Raw genomic sequence first — 16871 nt, 5'->3', positions numbered from 1 at the left:
GACTGCGGGCTCGCAGACCTAGACCCGGTGCACCTTGTGCTGGGCGGCCTGCGCCCGCGGCCGGACCACCAGCCGGTCGATGTTGACGTGCTCGGGGCGGGTGGCGCACCAGGCGATGCAGTCGGCTACGTCCTCGGCTACCAGCGGCCCCGGCACTCCGGCGTAGACAGCGGCTGCCCGTTCCGCGTCACCCTCGAAACGGACCAGCCCGAACTCGTCGGTCTTCACCATGCCCGGGTCGATCTCGATCACCCGCAGGGGCCGGCCGCACAGCTCCAGGCGGAGCGTCCCGGCGATGGCGGTCTGTGCGTGCTTTGCCGCGGTGTAGCCGCCCCCGCCCTCGTAGACGGTCAGGCCGGCGGTGGAGGAGACCACCACGATCGTGCCGGAGCCGGACGCCTCCAGGGCCGGCAGCAGCGCCTGGGTGACCCGCAGTGTGCCGAGCACGTTGACGTCGTACATCCACTGCCAGTCGGCGACCGAGCCGGACTCCACCGGGTCCAGCCCACGCGCTCCGCCAGCGTTGTTGACCAGCAGGGTGACCGGCCCGGGAGCCTGGGCGGCGGCCTCGGCCAACCCGGCTACCGATTCGTCCGACGTGATGTCGCAGGTCACCGCAGTGGCCTGCCCGCCAGCGGCGGTGATTTCGGCGACCAGGTCAGCGAGCCGCTCGGCGCGGCGGGCGGCGGCGAGCACGTGGAAGCCCTCGGCGGCGAGTCGGCGGGCGGTGGCCGCGCCGATCCCGCTGGACGCTCCGGTGACGATGGCGACAGGGGTCATCCCGACATTCTCCCCCCGACCACGCAACCCGGTCCGACCGGGCGTCGGGCCGCCATCGACGGGCATGCGGTGATGAGGTCCGTCACCCCTGGGGGCCGCGCCGGAGAATTTCCGAAGCCCGATGGGGAAGATGACATCCGGCGTGGAGGTTGACCGAGAAGCGCCGGTCGTGCGAGACGGCATTAACCGTGACAAAGGAGCGGACGTGGCGGAAATGCACACCGGTGTCGGGCGTCAGCGAGGTGCCCGACCGTGGCCCCGGCCTCGCCGCATCGCCACCCTGTCGGTGCACACCTCGCCCCTGCACCAGCCCGGAACGGGCGACGCCGGCGGCATGAACGTCTACATCCTCGAGGTCGCCCGGCGACTCGCCGAGGCCAACGTCGAGGTGGAGATCTTCACCCGAGCCACCTCCGGCGACCTGCCCCCGGTCGTCGAAATGGCACCCGGCGTGCAGGTCCGGCACATCACCTCCGGCCCGCTGGAGGGTCTCACCAAGGAAGAGCTGCCCGGCCAGCTGTGCGCCTTCACCGCCGGGGTGCTGCGCGCCGAGGCGTCCCGCCCGCCCGGGCACTACGACCTGATCCACTCCCACTACTGGCTCTCCGGCCAGGTCGGTTGGCTGGCCAAGGAGCGTTGGGGGGTGCCGCTGGTGCACACCGCGCACACCCTGGCAAAGGTCAAGAACGCCCAGCTCGCCGCCGGCGACCGGCCGGAGCCCAAGGCCCGGGTGATCGGCGAGGAGCAGGTGGTCGCCGAGGCGGACCGGCTGGTCGCCAACACCCGGGTCGAAGCCAGCGACCTCCTCGATCGGTACGACGCCGACCCGGCCCGGGTCTCCGTGGTGCAACCGGGCGTCGACCTGCGTCGGTTCCGGCCCGCACCGGGAGACCGGTCCGCGGCGACCCGCGAGGCTCGCCTCCGGCTGGGGCTGCCGACCGACGGGTACGTCGTCGCCTTCGTCGGCCGGATCCAACCGCTCAAAGCTCCCGACGTGCTGATCCGCGCCGTTGCCGCCCTGCGGGAGCGCGACCCGGCGCTGGCCGCCCAGGTGACCGTGGTGATCTGCGGCGGCCCCAGCGGCAGTGGGCTGGACCGGCCGACCGCGCTGATCGAGCTGGCCGCCAGGCTCGGGGTCAGCGACGGGGTGCGGTTCCTGGCACCGGTCACCGGGGACGACCTGCCCGCCCTGTACCGAGCGGCCGATCTGGTCGCGGTGCCGTCACACAACGAATCGTTCGGGCTGGTCGCCCTGGAGGCACAGGCCTGCGGTACGCCCGTACTGGCCGCCGCCGTCGGAGGGCTGGTCACCGCCGTGCGGGATCACGTGAGCGGCGTACTGATCGACGGGCACGACCCGGTCGACTGGGCCAGGGCACTGGGCCGGCTGCTGCCGGACGAGGCCTTCCGGGCGGTACTCGCCCGGGGCGCCGAGCAGCACGCCCAGCACTTCTCCTGGGACCGTACGGTCGCCGGTCTGCTCGGCGTCTACGGCGAAGCGATCGCCGCGCACCGCGCCCGGCTCGCCGCCGACCTCGCGGGTGATCCTGCCCTCTCCTGCTCCTGGTAACCAGGGGCGTCGGCCGCCCGGTCGCCGGCAGCGTCCGGTGGCGTGGTGGCCTGGTCCCCGGTGGCCGGTCCCCGGTGGCCGGTGGCCGGTGGCCGGTGGCCGGTGGCCTGGTGGCTTGGCGGCCGGTGGCTTAGTGACCTGGTGGCCGGTGGCGTCGGTCGCCGACCGGTGCGCCGGCCGGGTCGGTCGTAGAGTGGGCCCGGTGAGCCCGAAGAGCGATCTTGCCACCCTGATCGAGTCGGTCTGTGCCGAGCGGGACCTGGCCTGGGAGGCGACAGGCCCCAACTCGTACGCGGTGACCCTGCCGGGCACCCACAAGCTCAAGACGGTCTGCAACCTGATCGTCGGCGACCACGCGCTGCGGGTCGAGGCGTTCGTGATGCGCCAACCGGACGAGCGCCGTGAGGAGTTGTGGGCCTGGCTGTTGCAGCGCAACGCCCGCATGTACGGCGTCTCCTTCTCCACCGACGCGGTCGGCGACGTGTACCTGACCGGGCGCGTCAACCCGGCCGGCGTGGACGCCGACGAGTTGGACCGCCTGCTCGGTGCCGTCCTCACGTACGCCGACGAGTCGTTCGACACGATGCTGGAGATCGGCTTCGGCAGTTCGATCCGACGCGAGTACGAGTGGCGGGTCAAGCGTGGCGAGTCGACCGCCAACCTGGCCGCGTTCACCCATCTCTTCGAGCCCTCCGGCCCCGGCCCCGACCCAGCCTGACCCCCGGCTGCGCCCGTCCCCGCGCGCCTTGCTCCCCGCGCGCCTTGCTCCCCGCGCGCCTCGCTCCCCGCGCCTCGCGTGCCTCGCGCCTCGCGTGCCTCGCGCCTCGCGTGCCTCGCGCCTCGCGTGCCTCGCGCCTCGCGTGCCTCGCGCCTCGCGCGCCTCGCGCCCCGACGCAAAGATCGCGCTCGAACCTGGAAGTAGTGGCCTCGGCGACGCGGGGATGCCACTGGATCCTTGATCCAGCACGATCATGGCGAGCTGACGGTGGTTCGGACTGCTCCTGACGGGTATGCCGCACCGCGCGGTGCGGCAAGGGACCCCCGCGCGCCGAGGACGGAGTGTCGAGGAGCGTGAGCGTCCCATGGCTCAGCGGAACAGCTCAGGTCGCGGCGGGACTGCGACCAGGACCAAACGACAGGCTGGCAACCAGACGCCGGGTACCCCCGGGATCTCCGAGTCGGAGATTTCCCGGATGCGGGTGGACGACATCCGCGGGCAGTTGCGTAAACGCGGGGTCTCCGGGATCTCCGCGCTGCGCAAGCCCGACCTGGTGAAACAGTTGGTGCGCTCGCTACGTTCCGATGCCGGTGGCGCGGGCCGGCGCAGCACCGGACCGGCTGGTCGGGCCACCGGCACCAGGGCATCGGCCGGCCGGGCCTCCGCGACGAAGAAGTCGGCGTCGAGGGCGGCACCGAGCCGCGCGAAGGTCGCACCGGCGAACAAGAGCGCCCCCGCGAAGCGGGCCGCCGCCAAGAAGACGACCGCAGCTAAGAAGACGACCGCAGCCAAGAGAACGACCGCCGCCAAGAAGACGACAGCGGCAAAGAAGACGACAGCGGCGACGAGAGCGACCGCGGCGAAGAAGACGGCTGCGGCGAAGAAGGCGACAGCCGTGCGGAAGTCGACGGCGGCGCGCAAGACGGCGCCCGCGACCAGGTCGACCGCCGCGCGCAGGACGACGGCGGCGGCCAAGTCGACGACCGCCCGTACCGGACCTGCGCGGAAGGCTCCGGCCAAGAAGGCACCCGCGCGCCCAGCGGCGAAGCGTGCGGCGCCCGCCAAACGCACCGCGGCGAAGCGTGCGGTGCCCGCCAAGCGCACGGCACCACCGTCGGCCGGCAGTGGCGCGGGTGCTGTTGGGATCCGGACTGGACGGGGAACCGGACGGTCGGTCCGCAGCTCGCAGGTGATCTCGTCGGTGTCGGATCGGCCGGAGCGTCCGGGGCGGAGCCTGATTACGGCGAATCATGAGGTGATTCAGCGTTGGGCCCGGGAGCGTGGGGCGAAGCCGGCGACCATCGCCGGCACCGAGCGGGACGGCCGGGCGGGGGTTCTGACCTTCAACATTCCCGGATATCGGGAAAGCAGCCGAATTCGCGAGATCACCTGGGATGACTGGTTTTACACCTTTGACCTGCGCCGGCTGAACCTGATTTATCAGGAACAGCTGCGTGATGGCCGGCAGAGCAACTTCTTCCGGACCGAGTCACCCGATCGGGAAGACGGTTGAGGTGTTTGCGGGAATGGACGACGGGTACGCGGCTGTTGCCAAACAGCGAGGCCGGAGTAGCGGATACTCGCCAGTTGTGACCGGCGAGACAGCGTTCTGGGTTGAATCCAGAATCCGGGCGAACTAGCTTTATTGCACCGCGCCGCGCTTGGAAACGTTCGGGGGAGCGGCGGATCGATCAGATCCGCGCACCAGGCGAGGCGCGAGGGGACGGGTGGATTTACCGTTGGGGGACGGTACCCACCTGTTTGGACCGGCGGCTGAGCGGGCGATGCTTACGGGGGTGAGTGTTGCCCGCCGCCGCCGGCCCCACCGGCGAGCGCCCACCACGACCTTAGGGACGTGGTGGGCGCTTTGCGTAAAACATTGCTGAAAATGTCGAGCAGAGCGCCTTTATGTGATTGGCGCACGGTCCTCGGCGCGGGTTGTCGGTTTCTGCTCGTCGGCCCGGCGGAGCGCGGCCACGTGTCGCTCCCGGGGTGGTCCGGCGAGCAGATGCCCGATCGCGGCCACCAGGCCCAGCCCACCCACGATCAGCCAGTGCCGGTCGCCGAGGTGTTGCAGGCTCACCCCGCCGAGGGTGGGGGCGACGAACGCCGCAGCCGGGAACGTCAGGTAGAAGACCGACTGGTACCGCGCGCGTAGCTGGGGCGGTGCCAGATCGGCGTTGATCTGCGCGTTCGGCGGGGCGGCGAGCATCGAGCCGACCGTCCAGACGGCTGCCGCGCCGAGGTAGACGGCCAACTCGTCGGCGACGGCGAGTACGCCGAAGCCGATCGCGAGCAGCGCGGTGGAGGCGGCCAGCACGACGTCCTTGCGGTGCCGGTCGATCAGCCGGGGCACGAACAGTTGCCCGACAACGATCAGTGCGCCGCCGAGCGCCACCACCGACCCGTACGCCGATGGGCCCAGCCCGTCCGCGCTCATCGCCAGCGGCATGATCGTCGAGGTCTGCATGGTGAGCACGGCCAGCACGAAGGTGAGCCCGACGAAGACCAGGAAGGTGCGGTCGGTGAGCGCGGTGTGCAGCCCCGGTCGGCGGGGACGGGTGGGCTCCGGCACCGAGTGTGCCGCCGGCTGAAGCTCGATGGTCGGCGTGGCCGCGCGTAGGGTCTCCGGCACCTTCCAGCCGATCACGGCGGCGGCGGTCAGTGTGGCGCCGGCGTCGACCAGGAACAGCGCGGTGAAGCTCGCCTCGGCTAGCACCCCGGCCAGCAGCGAGGCGACCGCCATCCCCAGGTTGAACGCCCAGAACTGGAGGTTGAACGCGCGTGAGCGTCGTTCGGCGGGCACCACGTCGACGATCGCCGCGACGAAGGCCGGGCTGGGCATCGAGTGGACCACGCCGATCAGCGCGGAGAGCACCGCGATCAGGAGCAGCGGCCGGCTGAAGGCGAGCGTCACCATCAGGCCGGCCGTGACCAGGTGCGCGGCGAGGAGGGTTGCCCGGCGGCCCCAGCGGTCGGCCAGCACCCCGCCGAGCAGCACACCGGCTGCCCCGCCGGCTCCGTACGCGCCGACCACCGTGCCGGCCAGCCCAACGCTTGCTCCGCGTACGTCGGTGAGGTACAGCGAGAGGAACAGCATGGCGAACGCGCCGGCCCGGTTGATCAGCAGGCCGGCCCAGAGGTACCAGAAGGTGGCGGGGAGACCGCCGGCGGTGTCGTGCCACCAGCGCCGCAGGGCGTGCACCCGACCTCCCGACAGTTCGGTTTCCTAACCGTTTCCTCTGCACGGTAGGAAGTCGGGGCCCCGCTGCGCCAGTCGGTTCCTGATCTTCGGGCCTGTCGTCAGGCGGCCGCCTCGGCGGGCTGGGGCCCCCGGTTGGCGCTGACCGGTGTCAGCGCTTCGCCGGAGCGGCGCAGCGCGACGGCACGCCGCTCCCGGGCCGGCCCCGACACCAGGTGGGCCACCGCGGTCAGGACGCCGAGCGCGGCGCAGCCGTACCAGAGTGTGTCGTTGCCGGCGTGTTCGCGGATCACGCCGCCGAGGATCGGTGCGCTGGCTCCGGCGATCTGCCAGGAGAGGGAGAACACGCCCTGGTAGCGACCGCGCAACTCGGCCGGGGAGAGTTCGGCGATCAGCGTGGAGTTGGACGGCGAGTTCAGCATCTCGCCGACGGTCCAGATCAGCACGGTCAGCCCGTAGAACCAGGCGGTGCCGGCGAACGCGGTCAGCCCGAACCCGACACCCATCACCACGGCCGCCAGCGCGAGCACGTGTGAGCGGCTCCGACCCCTGATCAGTCGGGGCACGAAGAGTTGGCCGACCACGATGAGGATGCCGTTGAGCGCGATGACCGTGCCGTAGGTGGCTGGGCTCAGGCCGTCGTCGCCCATGGCGATCGGCAGCATCGAGATGTGCTGGAGGAAGACCAGCGCGGAGAACAGGTTGAGGGCCACGAAGCCGAGGTAGACGCGGTCGGTGAGGATCGTGCGCAGGGCACCGCGTGGGGCACTCGCCGCGGCGGTGCTGGCAGGACCGGCCTGCCGGGTCTCCGGTACTCGGGTGAAGATGATCAGCGCGGTTACCAGCATGGTGCCGGCGTCGACCACGAACAGCAGCAGGTAGTCGGCCTGTGCGGCGAGGCCGGCGAGGACGGCGGCACAGGCGAAGCCCAGGTTGATTGCCCAGTAGTTGAGCGAGAAGGCGCGCAGCCGGTCCTTCGCCGGCACCACGTCGATCATCATCGCCCCGAACGCGGGCCGGGCCGCCTCGGCGAACATGCCGAGCAGCAGGGCGCCCAGCGCCACCGCCCAGAGGTCCCGGGCCAGCCCGAGCGCGAGCATCATGGCGGCCGCGCCCACGTGTGCGGTGAGCAGCGTCGGTCGGCGACCCCACCGGTCCGCGAGGGTGCCGCCGGCGGTGGTGCCGAACGCCCCACCGACGCCCCACAGGCCGATCACCAGGCCGGCCTGGGAGGCCGAGAAGCCGCGCTCCTGGGTCAGGTAGATGGCGAGGAAGACGAGGACGAACGAGCCGAGCCTGTTGATCAGGGTGCCCGACCACAGGTACCAGAAGGTGGTCGGCAGGCCGCCGGTGGTGTCCCGGAACCAACTCCGCATCGTCCGCATTCTGGCGCCCCGCTTGAAAGTAATGACTGATATGACTGTCGTGCCTTACAACCCTAGCCGGGGGCGGATCCGCTGGTCACCCGCATTTTCACGTGGTGGTCGTCACGACGGCCGCCCGCGTGTCCCAGGGGCGGTTGAGGCAGGATGATCCGCATGACTGCGAGCGAAGGGCCCACCGTCGGGACGCTGGTCCTGCTGCGGCACGGTGAGAGCGACTGGAATGCCAAGAACCTCTTCACCGGCTGGGTGGACGTCGACCTGACCGAAAAGGGCGAGGGCGAGGCGCGGCGCGGTGGCGAGCTGCTGCGCGAGCACAGCCTGCTGCCGGACGTCGTGCACACCAGTGTGATGCGCCGTGCGATCCGCACCGCCGAGCTGGCGCTGAACGCCGCCGACCGGCACTGGATCGCGGTGCGCCGGTCGTGGCGGCTCAATGAGCGGCACTACGGCGCCCTGCAGGGCAAGAACAAGAAGCAGACCCTCGACGAGTACGGCGAGGAGCAGTTCATGCTCTGGCGCCGGTCGTACGACACCCCGCCGCCGCCGATCGACGACAACGACGAGTGGTCGCAGGTCGGCGACCCCCGCTACGCGCTGCTGCCGACCGAGCTGATGCCGCGTACCGAATGCCTCAAGGACGTCGTCGAGCGGATGCTGCCCTACTGGTACGACTCGATCGTGCCGGACATCCTGGCCGGCCGGACGGTGCTGGTGGCCGCGCACGGCAACTCGCTGCGCGCCCTGGTCAAGCACCTCGACCAGATCTCCGACGAGGCGATCGCCAAGCTGAACATCCCGACGGGCATTCCGCTGCGCTACGACCTCGACCCGCAGTTGCGCCCGCTCACCCTGGGTGGCACGTACCTCGACCCGACCGCCGCGAAGGAAGCCGCCGCCGCGGTGGCGAACCAGGGCCGCTGAGCTGCTGAAAGGGGCCCCCCGTCAGCGCGTGAGCGATGACGAGGGGCCCCTTCTTCGCACTGGGTCAGTTGCCGCTGGGCGTGTTCTCCCCGGTGATCAGGAAGATCACGTGCTCGCCGGCGTTGACCGCGTGGTCGGCGAAGCGCTCGTAGAAGCGGCCCAGCAGGGTGGCGTCGATCGCGGTCTCCACCCCGTACGGCCAGTCGTCGCCGAGCAGCACTGCGAACAGGTTCTTGTGCAGCTCGTCCATGGCGTCGTCGTCCCGGTCCAGCTCGCCGGCAAGGTCGGCGTCGGGCTTCGCCAGCACGGAGCCGATCTTCACGGCCATCCGGTCGGCGATCTCGGACATCTCGGTGAAGACCGTCCGCAGCTCGGCGGGGACGGCGGGGGAGGGGTGCCGGCGCAGCGCGGTCTTCGCCACGTGATCGGCGAGGTCGCCCATCCGCTCCAGATCAGCGGCCACGTGCAGCGCGGTGATCATTGCTCGGAGGTCGGAGGCGACGGGCGCCTGTCGGGCGAGCAGGTCACAGACCCGCTCCTCGACGTGCCGGTAGAGGTCGTCGATCTCGGCGTCCCGCTCGATGACCGTCTCGGCGGCCTGCCGGTCGGCGGTGAGCAGGGCCCGGGTGGCCTGGCGCATGGCGGCGCGGACGCCCTCCGCCATGTCCACCAGCAGTTGGCTGACGATCTGGAGGTCGGCCCGGAACTCGTCGCGCATCATCACGTCCTGTGGTCGGTCGCCGCCGACGGGTGCCGGCGCAGGGGGGTTGAGCAGGTGCGACGCCAACGGTAGGGGGCGCGGACGGACCCCGGATGAACCACGGTGAACGACGCCAGGCGCGGGGGTGAACAATTCTGAAAGTGAGGGTGGTTCGTCCCGGTCTGTGTGGTAGCCAGGTTAACAATGACCCTACGATCGCCGGGTGGAGTGGGCAGTGGCGGTCGTGGTGGCCGTGGCGTTGGTGGCCGGGCTGGCCGCCGGTTTCGTGCTGCCCCGGTTCCTGCGAGCGCGGGACGGTCGCTCCACGTCGACGGGGAGCGCGAGCTCCCGCTGGAGCAGGGGGAGGCCCGCGATCGCCGACGAGCAGCAGGCCGGGCTCGGCCGCCGGACGATCGACTCGCTCCGGGCCGGTGTCGTGGTACTGGACAACGACGACCTGCCCGTGCTGATCAACCCGGCCGCGCGTGCGATGGGGCTTCTGCGTACCGGCAGTCTCCCCGGCTCGATCGCCGCGCACCCGCTGATCCGCACCCTTGCCGGCCAGGTACGACGCACCGGTGTGCGGCGCGAGATCGAACTGGATCTGCCCCGAGGTCGCGACAGCGCGGGGGAGAACCCGCTCGGCGTGCACCTGCGGGCCATGGGCCTCGGCAATGGCTTCATCGCGGTGGAGGCGGTCGACGTGACCGAGTCACACCGTCTGACCCGCGTACGACGTGACTTCGTGGCCAACGTGAGCCACGAGCTGAAGACCCCGATCGGGGCGCTGCAACTGCTCGCCGAGGCATTGCTGGACGCGACCGAGCCGGCCGACGCCGCGGCACCCGACCTCTCCGAGGACCTGGTGGCCGCCCGCCGGTTCGCCGAACGGATCCAGCACGAGTCGACCCGGCTGGGCCGGCTGGTGCAGGAGTTGCTGGAGCTGACCCGGTTGCAGGGCGCCGAACCGCAGCCGCCACCCGAGCCGGTCGCGCTGGACTGGGTGATCGCCGAGGTGGTCGACCGGACCCGCACCACGGCTTCCGCCCGCGGTGTCGAGGTGAGCGTCGACGGTGAGCGTGGCCTCACCGTGTACGGCAGCGACTCCCAACTCGCCACGGCGGTGGCGAATCTCGTGGAAAACGCCATCAACTACTCGGGCGAGGACACCGTTGTGCGGGTCACGCTCCGCGGTGACGACGAGCACGTCGAGATCGCGGTCGCTGACCAGGGCATCGGCATTGCCCCTACCGACGTGGACCGCATCTTCGAGCGGTTCTACCGGGCAGACCAGGCCCGTTCGCGTGCCACCGGCGGCACCGGGCTCGGCCTGGCGATCGTGAAACACATCGCGAGCAACCATGGCGGACGGGTCGAGGTGTCGAGCACTCTTGGTGGTGGATCGACGTTCACCCTCCGGCTGCCTGCCAGCCCCCCGGATGACCTGCTGGCGACACTGCCGCCGGTTGGGATCGAGTCCGGTCCGGCTGGGCTACGGCAGGTCTGACAGCAAATGGAAAGGAAGTCCCCGTTGAGCCGCGTTCTGGTGGTCGAGGACGAGGAGTCGTTCTCCGACGCCTTGTCGTACATGCTCCGTAAGGAGGGCTTCGAGGTTTCGGTCGCTGCGACCGGCACCGACGCCCTCACCGAGTTCGACCGGACCGGCGCCGACATCGTGCTGCTCGACCTGATGCTGCCAGAGATGTCGGGGACCGAGGTCTGCCGGCAACTGCGACAGCGGTCGGCCGTGCCGATCATCATGGTCACCGCCCGGGACAGCGAGATCGACAAGGTGGTCGGGCTGGAGATCGGCGCCGACGACTACGTCACCAAGCCGTACTCGCCGCGGGAACTGGTTGCCCGGATCCGGGCGGTGCTGCGCCGGCAGAGCCCGGAGGTGGCCGAAACGGGTGCTCCGACGTTGGCCGCCGGGCCGGTGCGGATGGACATCGAACGGCACGTGGTGACCGTCGATGGCGGGGCCGTGCAGTTGCCGCTGAAGGAATTCGAGCTGCTGGAACTGCTCCTGCGCAACGCTGGCCGGGTGCTCACCCGTGGCCAGCTCATCGACCGGGTCTGGGGCGCCGACTATGTCGGTGACACCAAGACGTTGGACGTGCACGTCAAGCGGCTGCGTTCCAAGATCGAGCCGGAGCCGTCCGCGCCGCGCTTCATCGTCACCGTCCGGGGCCTGGGCTACAAGTTCGAGCCGTGATCGGCGTACCCGAAGGGGGTCTGCGTTCGGCGCAGGCCCCCTTCGGGCTGTTCGCGCTTGGTCAGCGGACGACCTTGATGTTGAAGATGGCGGTGTCGAGCCGGCCGTAGAGCCGTAGCCAGAGTGGCAGCAGCATCTCGGTGCCCCGTGCGGTGGAGAGGTCACCGAGGTCGATCACGTCGGTGTGCCCGAAGCTGATGAGCAGTCCGGTGACGATCCGCTTGGCCTCCGCGTCGTCACCGGAGACGAAGACGCTGTGCTCACCGCCGGCGAGCTGACGCGGATGCACCATCAGCTCGGCGGTGAGCGTGTTGAGTGACTTGACCACCAAGGTCCGCGGAAACTCGCGCTGGATGCGTTCGGCGAGGGAGTCGGTGTTGTGCACCGACAGGGTGGGCGGAAAGCCCGCACCGAAGTCGAGCGGGTTGGCGATGTCGAGCAGAACCTTGCCGGCCAGGTTCGGTGCGCCGGCCGAGGTCAGCGCGGGTAGCGAGCCGTTGCCGTTGGTGGCGTTCACCACCAGCTCGGCGGCGCTGGCGGCTTCGGCGAGGGTTGCCAGGCCGACCTCGGGGTGCTGCGCCGCCCAGGCGGCGTACTCGCCGGCCCGCGTGGCCGCGACGTCGCGGGTGCCGATGCTCACCTGGTGACCCAACTCCGCCGCACGGGCGGCGATGGCTCGACCGACCGAGCCGGTGCCGAGAACTGCGATACGCATGTCGATCGATCCTCCGTCGGGACATCGAGTGGGCTCGTGCCGATTGCGAGCAGACTAACAGACAGGTCTGTCTAGTGGCGGCCTTGAAATCGATGGCCTTGAAGAGGTGTCGTGCGCGCCCGATGTCACCGGCTGGGGCTTGCCCGGCGGGCGGGCGGGCGGGTGGGTGGTCTTCCTGCGCCTGTAGAGCTGCCCCAAATATGGGGCGGCTCAACCGACGCGGCCCTCGGAAGGGCTGCTGGCTGCTCGCGTGCCGGCTGCTGGGTGCCCGCGTGCCGTCTGCTGCGGGGCGGGTGCCGTCTGCTGGGTGCCCGCGTGCCGTCTGCTGCGGGGCGGGTGCCGTCTGCTGGGCGCCCGCGTGCCGCCTGCTCGGACTTGCCTCCTGATGCTCGGACTCGCCTCCTCCTGCTCGGATTCGGCTTCTCCTGCTCGGACTCGTCTCGCTCCGTCCGGAGGATCGCCCCATTTCTGGGGCAGCTCTACAGGGGCTGCCCAGGGTGGGTCGGTGGCGCTGGACGGTGGGCGGTTGACCGGAGGCTGGCAGTGGAGGTCCGCAGTAAGCGGATGTAGACGGACCTGTCTGTAGGATCTGTTCCGCCACCAGCAGATCGAGGGAGTACCGATGCCCGCGCCCCGCACTCCGGCCGGCTCGGCCCGAGACCGGATCCTGGACACCGCGTTCCGGCTCTTCTACGCGCACGGGCCGCGCGGCGTGGGGGTGGACACGGTGATCGCCGAGTCGGGCGTGGCCAAGGCGACGCTCTACAAGCACTTTCCGCGCAAGGACGATCTCGTGCTGGCGTACCTCGATCGGGTCGACCAGGCGTGGTTCGGCGCGTTGCGCGCCGCGGCCCGGGATGCCGGCGACGAGCCGCGCGACCAGCTGGTCGGGATGTTCGACGCTCTGGCCGGCGCCTGCCGCCGGGAGGGTTACCACGGCTGCGCGTTCATCAACACCGCCGCCGAATCGTCCGCCGGTGGCCCGGTGCACGCCCGGACGGTCGAGCACAAGACCGTGGTACGGGCCTGGGTGACTGAGCTGGCCCGGCAGGCCGGCGCCGCCGACCCGGAACTGCTCGCCCGGCAACTCACCCTGCTGCTGGACGGCGGGCTCGCCAGCGGTGTGCTGGACGGAGACCCGGCGATCGCCGAGGCGGCCCGGCGCAGCGCCCGCACCCTGGTCGACGAAGCCCTGAGCTGAGCGGCGCTCAGGACTCGTCGGCGGGGTGCGGGGCGACCATGCCCTGCTTCGTTCGCGCCGCGCACAACTCGGCCAGCCGCTCGTACGCGGCAGCGCCGATCAGCGCGGTCAGCTCCGGGGCGTACGACAGGTACATCGGTTCGGTGCCGACGTGCGCGTCCGTCGAGGAGGTGCACCACCAGTCCAGGTCGTGCCCGCCGGCTCCCCAGCCGCGCCGATCGAACTCGGACAGCGTGGAGACCAGCACCTTGGAGTTGTCCGGCCGCTTGACCCAGTCCTGATCTCGGCGGATCGGCAACTGCCAGCAGACGTCCGGCTTGTATTCCAACGGGTGCACCCCGTCGCGCAACGCCTGGGCGTGCAGCGCGCAGCCCCCGCCGCCGACGAAGTCGGCGTCGTTGAGGAACACACACGGACCGTCGGCGCCCTGGGTGGCGGTGCGGCGGGCCGGGTTCTTGCCGTCGATGGTGTCCTCGTCGGTCCAGTTCTTGAACCCGCGCTGGAAGTGCTGCCAGGTCGACGGGTTGAGCCGCTTGACGGCGTTGCGGACCCGCTTCTCGTCGTCCGAGTCGGTGAAGAACGCACCGTGCGAACAGCAACCGTCAGCGGCCCGCCCGGCGATGATGCCGTGGCAGCCCTTGCCGAAGATGCAGGTCCAGCGGGAAAGCAGCCAGGTCAGGTCGGCGCGGATCAGGTGCGCCTCGTCAGCCGGGTCGGTGAACTCGATCCACTCCCGGGGGAAGTCCAACGGCACCTCGCGACTACGCGGGTCGCCCGGGTCGTCCACCAGCACACGGAGCTCCATCGTCACCCGGACCAGCGTACGCGCGGTGACGACCGCGGGCCGGCGAGCCGCGCAAACATGTTGCACCTAGGGTCTTCACCATGCGACTGGGTGTCCTCGACGTCGGTTCCAACACGGTGCACCTCCTTGTGGTGGACGCGCACCACGGCGCGCACCCGTGGCCGGCGCACTCCGAGAAGGTGGTGCTCCGGCTGGCCGAGCAGATCGGCCCCGACGGTGCGCTGACCGAAGCCGGCGCGGACAGCCTGGTCAAGGCGGTGAGCATGGCCAAGGTGGCCGCCACCGGGCTGGAGGCCGACGACCTGATCGCGTTCGCCACGTCCGCGGTGCGCGACGCCACCAACGCGGCCGAGGTGCTGGCCCGGGTCCGCGACGAGACCGGCGTACGCCTGGCGGTGCTCTCCGGCGCCGACGAGGCGCGGCTGACGTTCCTGGCCGTACGGCGTTGGTTCGGCTGGTCGGCGGGGCGGCTGCTGGTGCTCGACATCGGCGGCGGCTCACTGGAGATCGCCGCCGGCATCGACGAGGACCCGGACGCCGCGATCTCGCTGCCGCTCGGCGCTGGGCGGTTGACCCGGGAGCGGCTGCGGGTCGACCCGGGCAGCGTGGCGCCGCCGTCCGCCGAGGCCGTCGACAAGCTGCGGGAGTACGTGGAGGGTCGGCTGGACAAGGTGGTCGACCAGATGACCGAGGTGGGTTGGGGTCGCGCGGTGGCCACCTCGAAGACGTTCCGCACCCTGGCCCGGCTGGCCGGGGCGGCACCGTCCGGTGCCGGGCTCTGGGCGCGGCGGAAACTGACCCGCCCCGGTCTGCGGCAGGTCATCGGCTTCATCCGACACATCCCACCGGCCCAGTTGATGGAGTTGGAGGGGGTCAGCTCGGCCCGGGCCCACCAGCTGCTGGCCGGCGCGGTGGTCGCCGAGGCGGTGATGCGCCGCCTGGATCTGGACTCGCTGGACATCTGCCCGTGGGCGCTGCGGGAAGGCGTCATTCTGCGCCGACTCGATCAACTTGAACCGATCTGACCGGGCAGGCGGTTTCGGCTGATTTGCCGGCGCTCGTCACGATGCCCCCGGCGCTGCCGGGCTACGCTGACTGATGTGACTTCCCGCGTTCCCGTGCTCCTGTCCAGCTCGTCGGTCTTTCCCGAGCCGACCGCGGCGGCGTTCCAACTGGCTGCGGCACTCGGCTACGACGGCGTCGAGGTGATGGTCTGGACCGACGTGGTCAGCCAGGACGCGGGCGCGCTGCGCGGCCTCTCCACGCACTACGGCGTGCCGGTGCTCTCGGTGCACGCACCCTGCCTGCTGGTCACCCAGCGGGTGTGGAGCCCGGACCCGTGGGAGCGGCTGCGCAGGGCCGCCGAGCTGGCCGAGACGCTGGAGGCGCCGACCGTCGTGGTGCACCCGCCGTTCACCTGGCAACGGGACTACGCGCGCAACTTCGCCGAGGGGCTGGCCACGGTCGAGGCGCGATTCACCGGGCTGCGGTTCGCGGTGGAGAACATGTACCCGGTGCGGATGGCCGGTCGGCGGTTCGTCCCGTACGTGCCGGGTTGGGATCCCACCGACTCCGGCTACCCGTCGTACACCCTGGACCTGTCGCACTGCGCGGCCTCGCACAGCGACCCGCTCGCGATGGCCGACCGGATGGGTGCCGGGCTGGCCCACGTGCACCTCGGCGACGGCACCGGTGAGGGCCGCGACGAGCACCTGGTGCCCGGCCGCGGCACGCAACCCTGCGGTGAGCTGCTCTCCTCGCTGGCCGGGCGCGGCTTCACCGGGGCGGTGGCGGTGGAGGTCGCGACCCGGGGCGCGAAGAGCCGCGCGGTGCGCGAGGCGGACCTGCGCGCCGCACTGGAGTTCGCCCGTCAGCACCTGACCGCGCCGTCCCCGGTCGACGTCTGACCTGCCCCGCCCCCGCGACAGGGCGGGGCGGTGTCAGCTGACCGGCGAGAGTGAGTCGACGCTCGCGGTCGGCTGCGCGGCGACCGTCACCTGCTCGCCGACCGCCGCCCGTTTGCGGGCCCGGTGCGCGGCCACGTGCGAGCGGGTGGCGCAGCGCTCCGAGCAGAACCGCCGGCAGCAGTTGGACGACGTGTCCAGGTAGACGTTGCCGCACCGCTCGTCGGCGCAGACCCCGAACCGTGCGCTGCCGTACTCGCAGAGCCAGACCGACAGCCCCCAGACCGCGCCGGCCAGGTATTCCGCACTGACCGAGGCGCCCCGGCTGGTCACGTGCATGTGCCAGTCGCTGGAGTCGTGCCCGGAGATGCGCGGCTGCACCGGGAACGCCTCGAGTAGCGCGTTCAGCTCGGTGACCGCCTGAGCGTCACGACCCGAGGTGCCGTACTCGAAGACGTCCCGCAACCGCTTCTGCGCCCGTCGGAAGATCGCGACGTCCCGGTCGGCGACTTCGTCGCGCATCCAGGCGTTGTCGTCGGGGAAGAGGGCACGCAGGTCGTCGAGGTCGTCCAGGCGGGCGTTGACCAGGTCAACGCCGGTCCGGGCGTACGCGTCGAAGTTCACGCCCCCAACGGTAGACGACTCATGGGGTGCGCGCCGCGTCGATGTAGTGCGGTAGGAAGCGCGCGTATCCGTCGCTGCTCAGGCTGGCGCTCTCCCGCACCCCCGCCCCGGGGTCCGGGGTGCCCCGGCCG

General features: G+C 71.0%; 16 protein-coding genes. 9 read left to right on the top strand and 7 right to left on the bottom strand.

Annotated elements, in window-relative coordinates; translation table 11 throughout:
- Nucleotides 1-18 precede the first annotated feature (18 nt).
- Complete coding sequence (locus C7C45_RS09515) at nucleotides 19-780, bottom strand: SDR family oxidoreductase (protein ID WP_110563234.1); 762 nt, start codon at nucleotides 778-780, stop codon at nucleotides 19-21.
- Between the two features lie 205 nt (nucleotides 781-985).
- On the opposite strand from C7C45_RS09515, the gene mshA reads away from it, so the two are divergent.
- From mshA to C7C45_RS35815, 3 genes are all read left to right on the top strand, one after another.
- On the top strand, nucleotides 986-2350 hold the full coding sequence (gene mshA, locus C7C45_RS09510; RefSeq protein ID WP_110563233.1) for a D-inositol-3-phosphate glycosyltransferase: 1365 nt from the start codon (nucleotides 986-988) through the stop codon (nucleotides 2348-2350).
- Between the two features lie 202 nt (nucleotides 2351-2552).
- Nucleotides 2553-3068 (top strand): type III secretion system chaperone family protein, encoded by a 516-nt coding sequence (locus C7C45_RS09505; protein ID WP_110563303.1) that lies wholly within the window; start codon nucleotides 2553-2555, stop codon nucleotides 3066-3068.
- Nucleotides 3069-3963: 895 nt separating this feature from the next.
- On the top strand, nucleotides 3964-4581 hold the full coding sequence (locus tag C7C45_RS35815) for a hypothetical protein (protein WP_425271125.1): 618 nt from the start codon (nucleotides 3964-3966) through the stop codon (nucleotides 4579-4581).
- Between the two features lie 393 nt (nucleotides 4582-4974).
- Here C7C45_RS35815 and C7C45_RS09495 read toward each other — a convergent pair whose 3' ends face one another.
- Both C7C45_RS09495 and C7C45_RS09490 read right to left on the bottom strand, forming a co-directional pair.
- Complete coding sequence (locus C7C45_RS09495) at nucleotides 4975-6273, bottom strand: MDR family MFS transporter (protein WP_110563231.1); 1299 nt, start codon at nucleotides 6271-6273, stop codon at nucleotides 4975-4977.
- A 98-nt stretch (nucleotides 6274-6371) separates the two neighbouring features.
- Nucleotides 6372-7655 carry an MDR family MFS transporter gene (locus C7C45_RS09490; protein WP_110563230.1) on the bottom strand — a complete coding sequence of 428 codons (1284 nt, stop codon included), beginning with the start codon at nucleotides 7653-7655 and terminating at the stop codon, nucleotides 6372-6374.
- Nucleotides 7656-7808: 153 nt separating this feature from the next.
- Here C7C45_RS09490 and C7C45_RS09485 point away from each other — a divergent pair, with 153 nt between their 5' ends.
- The gene (locus C7C45_RS09485) at nucleotides 7809-8576 is read left to right on the top strand and encodes a phosphoglyceromutase (RefSeq protein ID WP_110563229.1); all 768 of its coding nucleotides are present in this window, start codon (nucleotides 7809-7811) and stop codon (nucleotides 8574-8576) included.
- A gap of 64 nt (nucleotides 8577-8640) precedes the next feature.
- On the opposite strand, the gene phoU is transcribed toward C7C45_RS09485, so the two are convergent.
- Nucleotides 8641-9294, bottom strand: a complete 654-nt coding sequence (gene phoU, locus C7C45_RS09480) for a phosphate signaling complex protein PhoU (protein WP_110563302.1) — start codon at nucleotides 9292-9294, stop codon at nucleotides 8641-8643.
- Between the two features lie 205 nt (nucleotides 9295-9499).
- Here phoU and C7C45_RS09475 point away from each other — a divergent pair, with 205 nt between their 5' ends.
- A complete protein-coding gene (locus C7C45_RS09475) occupies nucleotides 9500-10783 on the top strand; it encodes a sensor histidine kinase (RefSeq protein ID WP_110563228.1) in 1284 nt (427 codons plus the stop codon).
- A 24-nt stretch (nucleotides 10784-10807) separates the two neighbouring features.
- The gene (locus C7C45_RS09470) at nucleotides 10808-11491 is read left to right on the top strand and encodes a response regulator transcription factor (protein ID WP_110563227.1); all 684 of its coding nucleotides are present in this window, start codon (nucleotides 10808-10810) and stop codon (nucleotides 11489-11491) included.
- Nucleotides 11492-11552: 61 nt separating this feature from the next.
- Here C7C45_RS09470 and C7C45_RS09465 read toward each other — a convergent pair whose 3' ends face one another.
- The gene (locus C7C45_RS09465) at nucleotides 11553-12206 is read right to left on the bottom strand and encodes an NADPH-dependent F420 reductase (RefSeq protein ID WP_110563226.1); all 654 of its coding nucleotides are present in this window, start codon (nucleotides 12204-12206) and stop codon (nucleotides 11553-11555) included.
- Between the two features lie 622 nt (nucleotides 12207-12828).
- Here C7C45_RS09465 and C7C45_RS09460 point away from each other — a divergent pair.
- Nucleotides 12829-13407: a TetR/AcrR family transcriptional regulator gene (locus tag C7C45_RS09460; protein WP_110563225.1), complete on the top strand. Its 579-nt coding sequence runs from the start codon at nucleotides 12829-12831 to the stop codon at nucleotides 13405-13407.
- Between the two features lie 7 nt (nucleotides 13408-13414).
- Here C7C45_RS09460 and C7C45_RS09455 read toward each other — a convergent pair whose 3' ends face one another.
- Complete coding sequence (locus C7C45_RS09455) at nucleotides 13415-14212, bottom strand: DUF3109 family protein (RefSeq protein ID WP_110563301.1); 798 nt, start codon at nucleotides 14210-14212, stop codon at nucleotides 13415-13417.
- An 80-nt stretch (nucleotides 14213-14292) separates the two neighbouring features.
- On the opposite strand from C7C45_RS09455, the gene C7C45_RS09450 reads away from it, so the two are divergent.
- Nucleotides 14293-15237, top strand: coding sequence for a Ppx/GppA phosphatase family protein (locus C7C45_RS09450; RefSeq protein ID WP_110563224.1), 945 nt, complete (start codon nucleotides 14293-14295; stop codon nucleotides 15235-15237).
- A gap of 75 nt (nucleotides 15238-15312) precedes the next feature.
- Complete coding sequence (locus C7C45_RS09445; RefSeq protein WP_110563223.1) at nucleotides 15313-16119, top strand: sugar phosphate isomerase/epimerase family protein; 807 nt, start codon at nucleotides 15313-15315, stop codon at nucleotides 16117-16119.
- A gap of 33 nt (nucleotides 16120-16152) precedes the next feature.
- Here the strand turns inward: C7C45_RS09445 and C7C45_RS09440 are convergent, their stop codons facing one another.
- Nucleotides 16153-16740, bottom strand: a complete 588-nt coding sequence (locus tag C7C45_RS09440) for a CGNR zinc finger domain-containing protein (RefSeq protein ID WP_110563222.1) — start codon at nucleotides 16738-16740, stop codon at nucleotides 16153-16155.
- Nucleotides 16741-16871: the final 131 nt, after the last annotated feature.

The sequence above is a fragment of the Micromonospora arborensis genome (genome assembly GCF_003205615.1).
GTDB lineage: Bacteria > Actinomycetota > Actinomycetes > Mycobacteriales > Micromonosporaceae > Micromonospora > Micromonospora arborensis.
The sequence above is the reverse complement of the archived record's forward strand: the minus strand, read 5'-3'. Positions and strand labels throughout refer to the sequence as shown.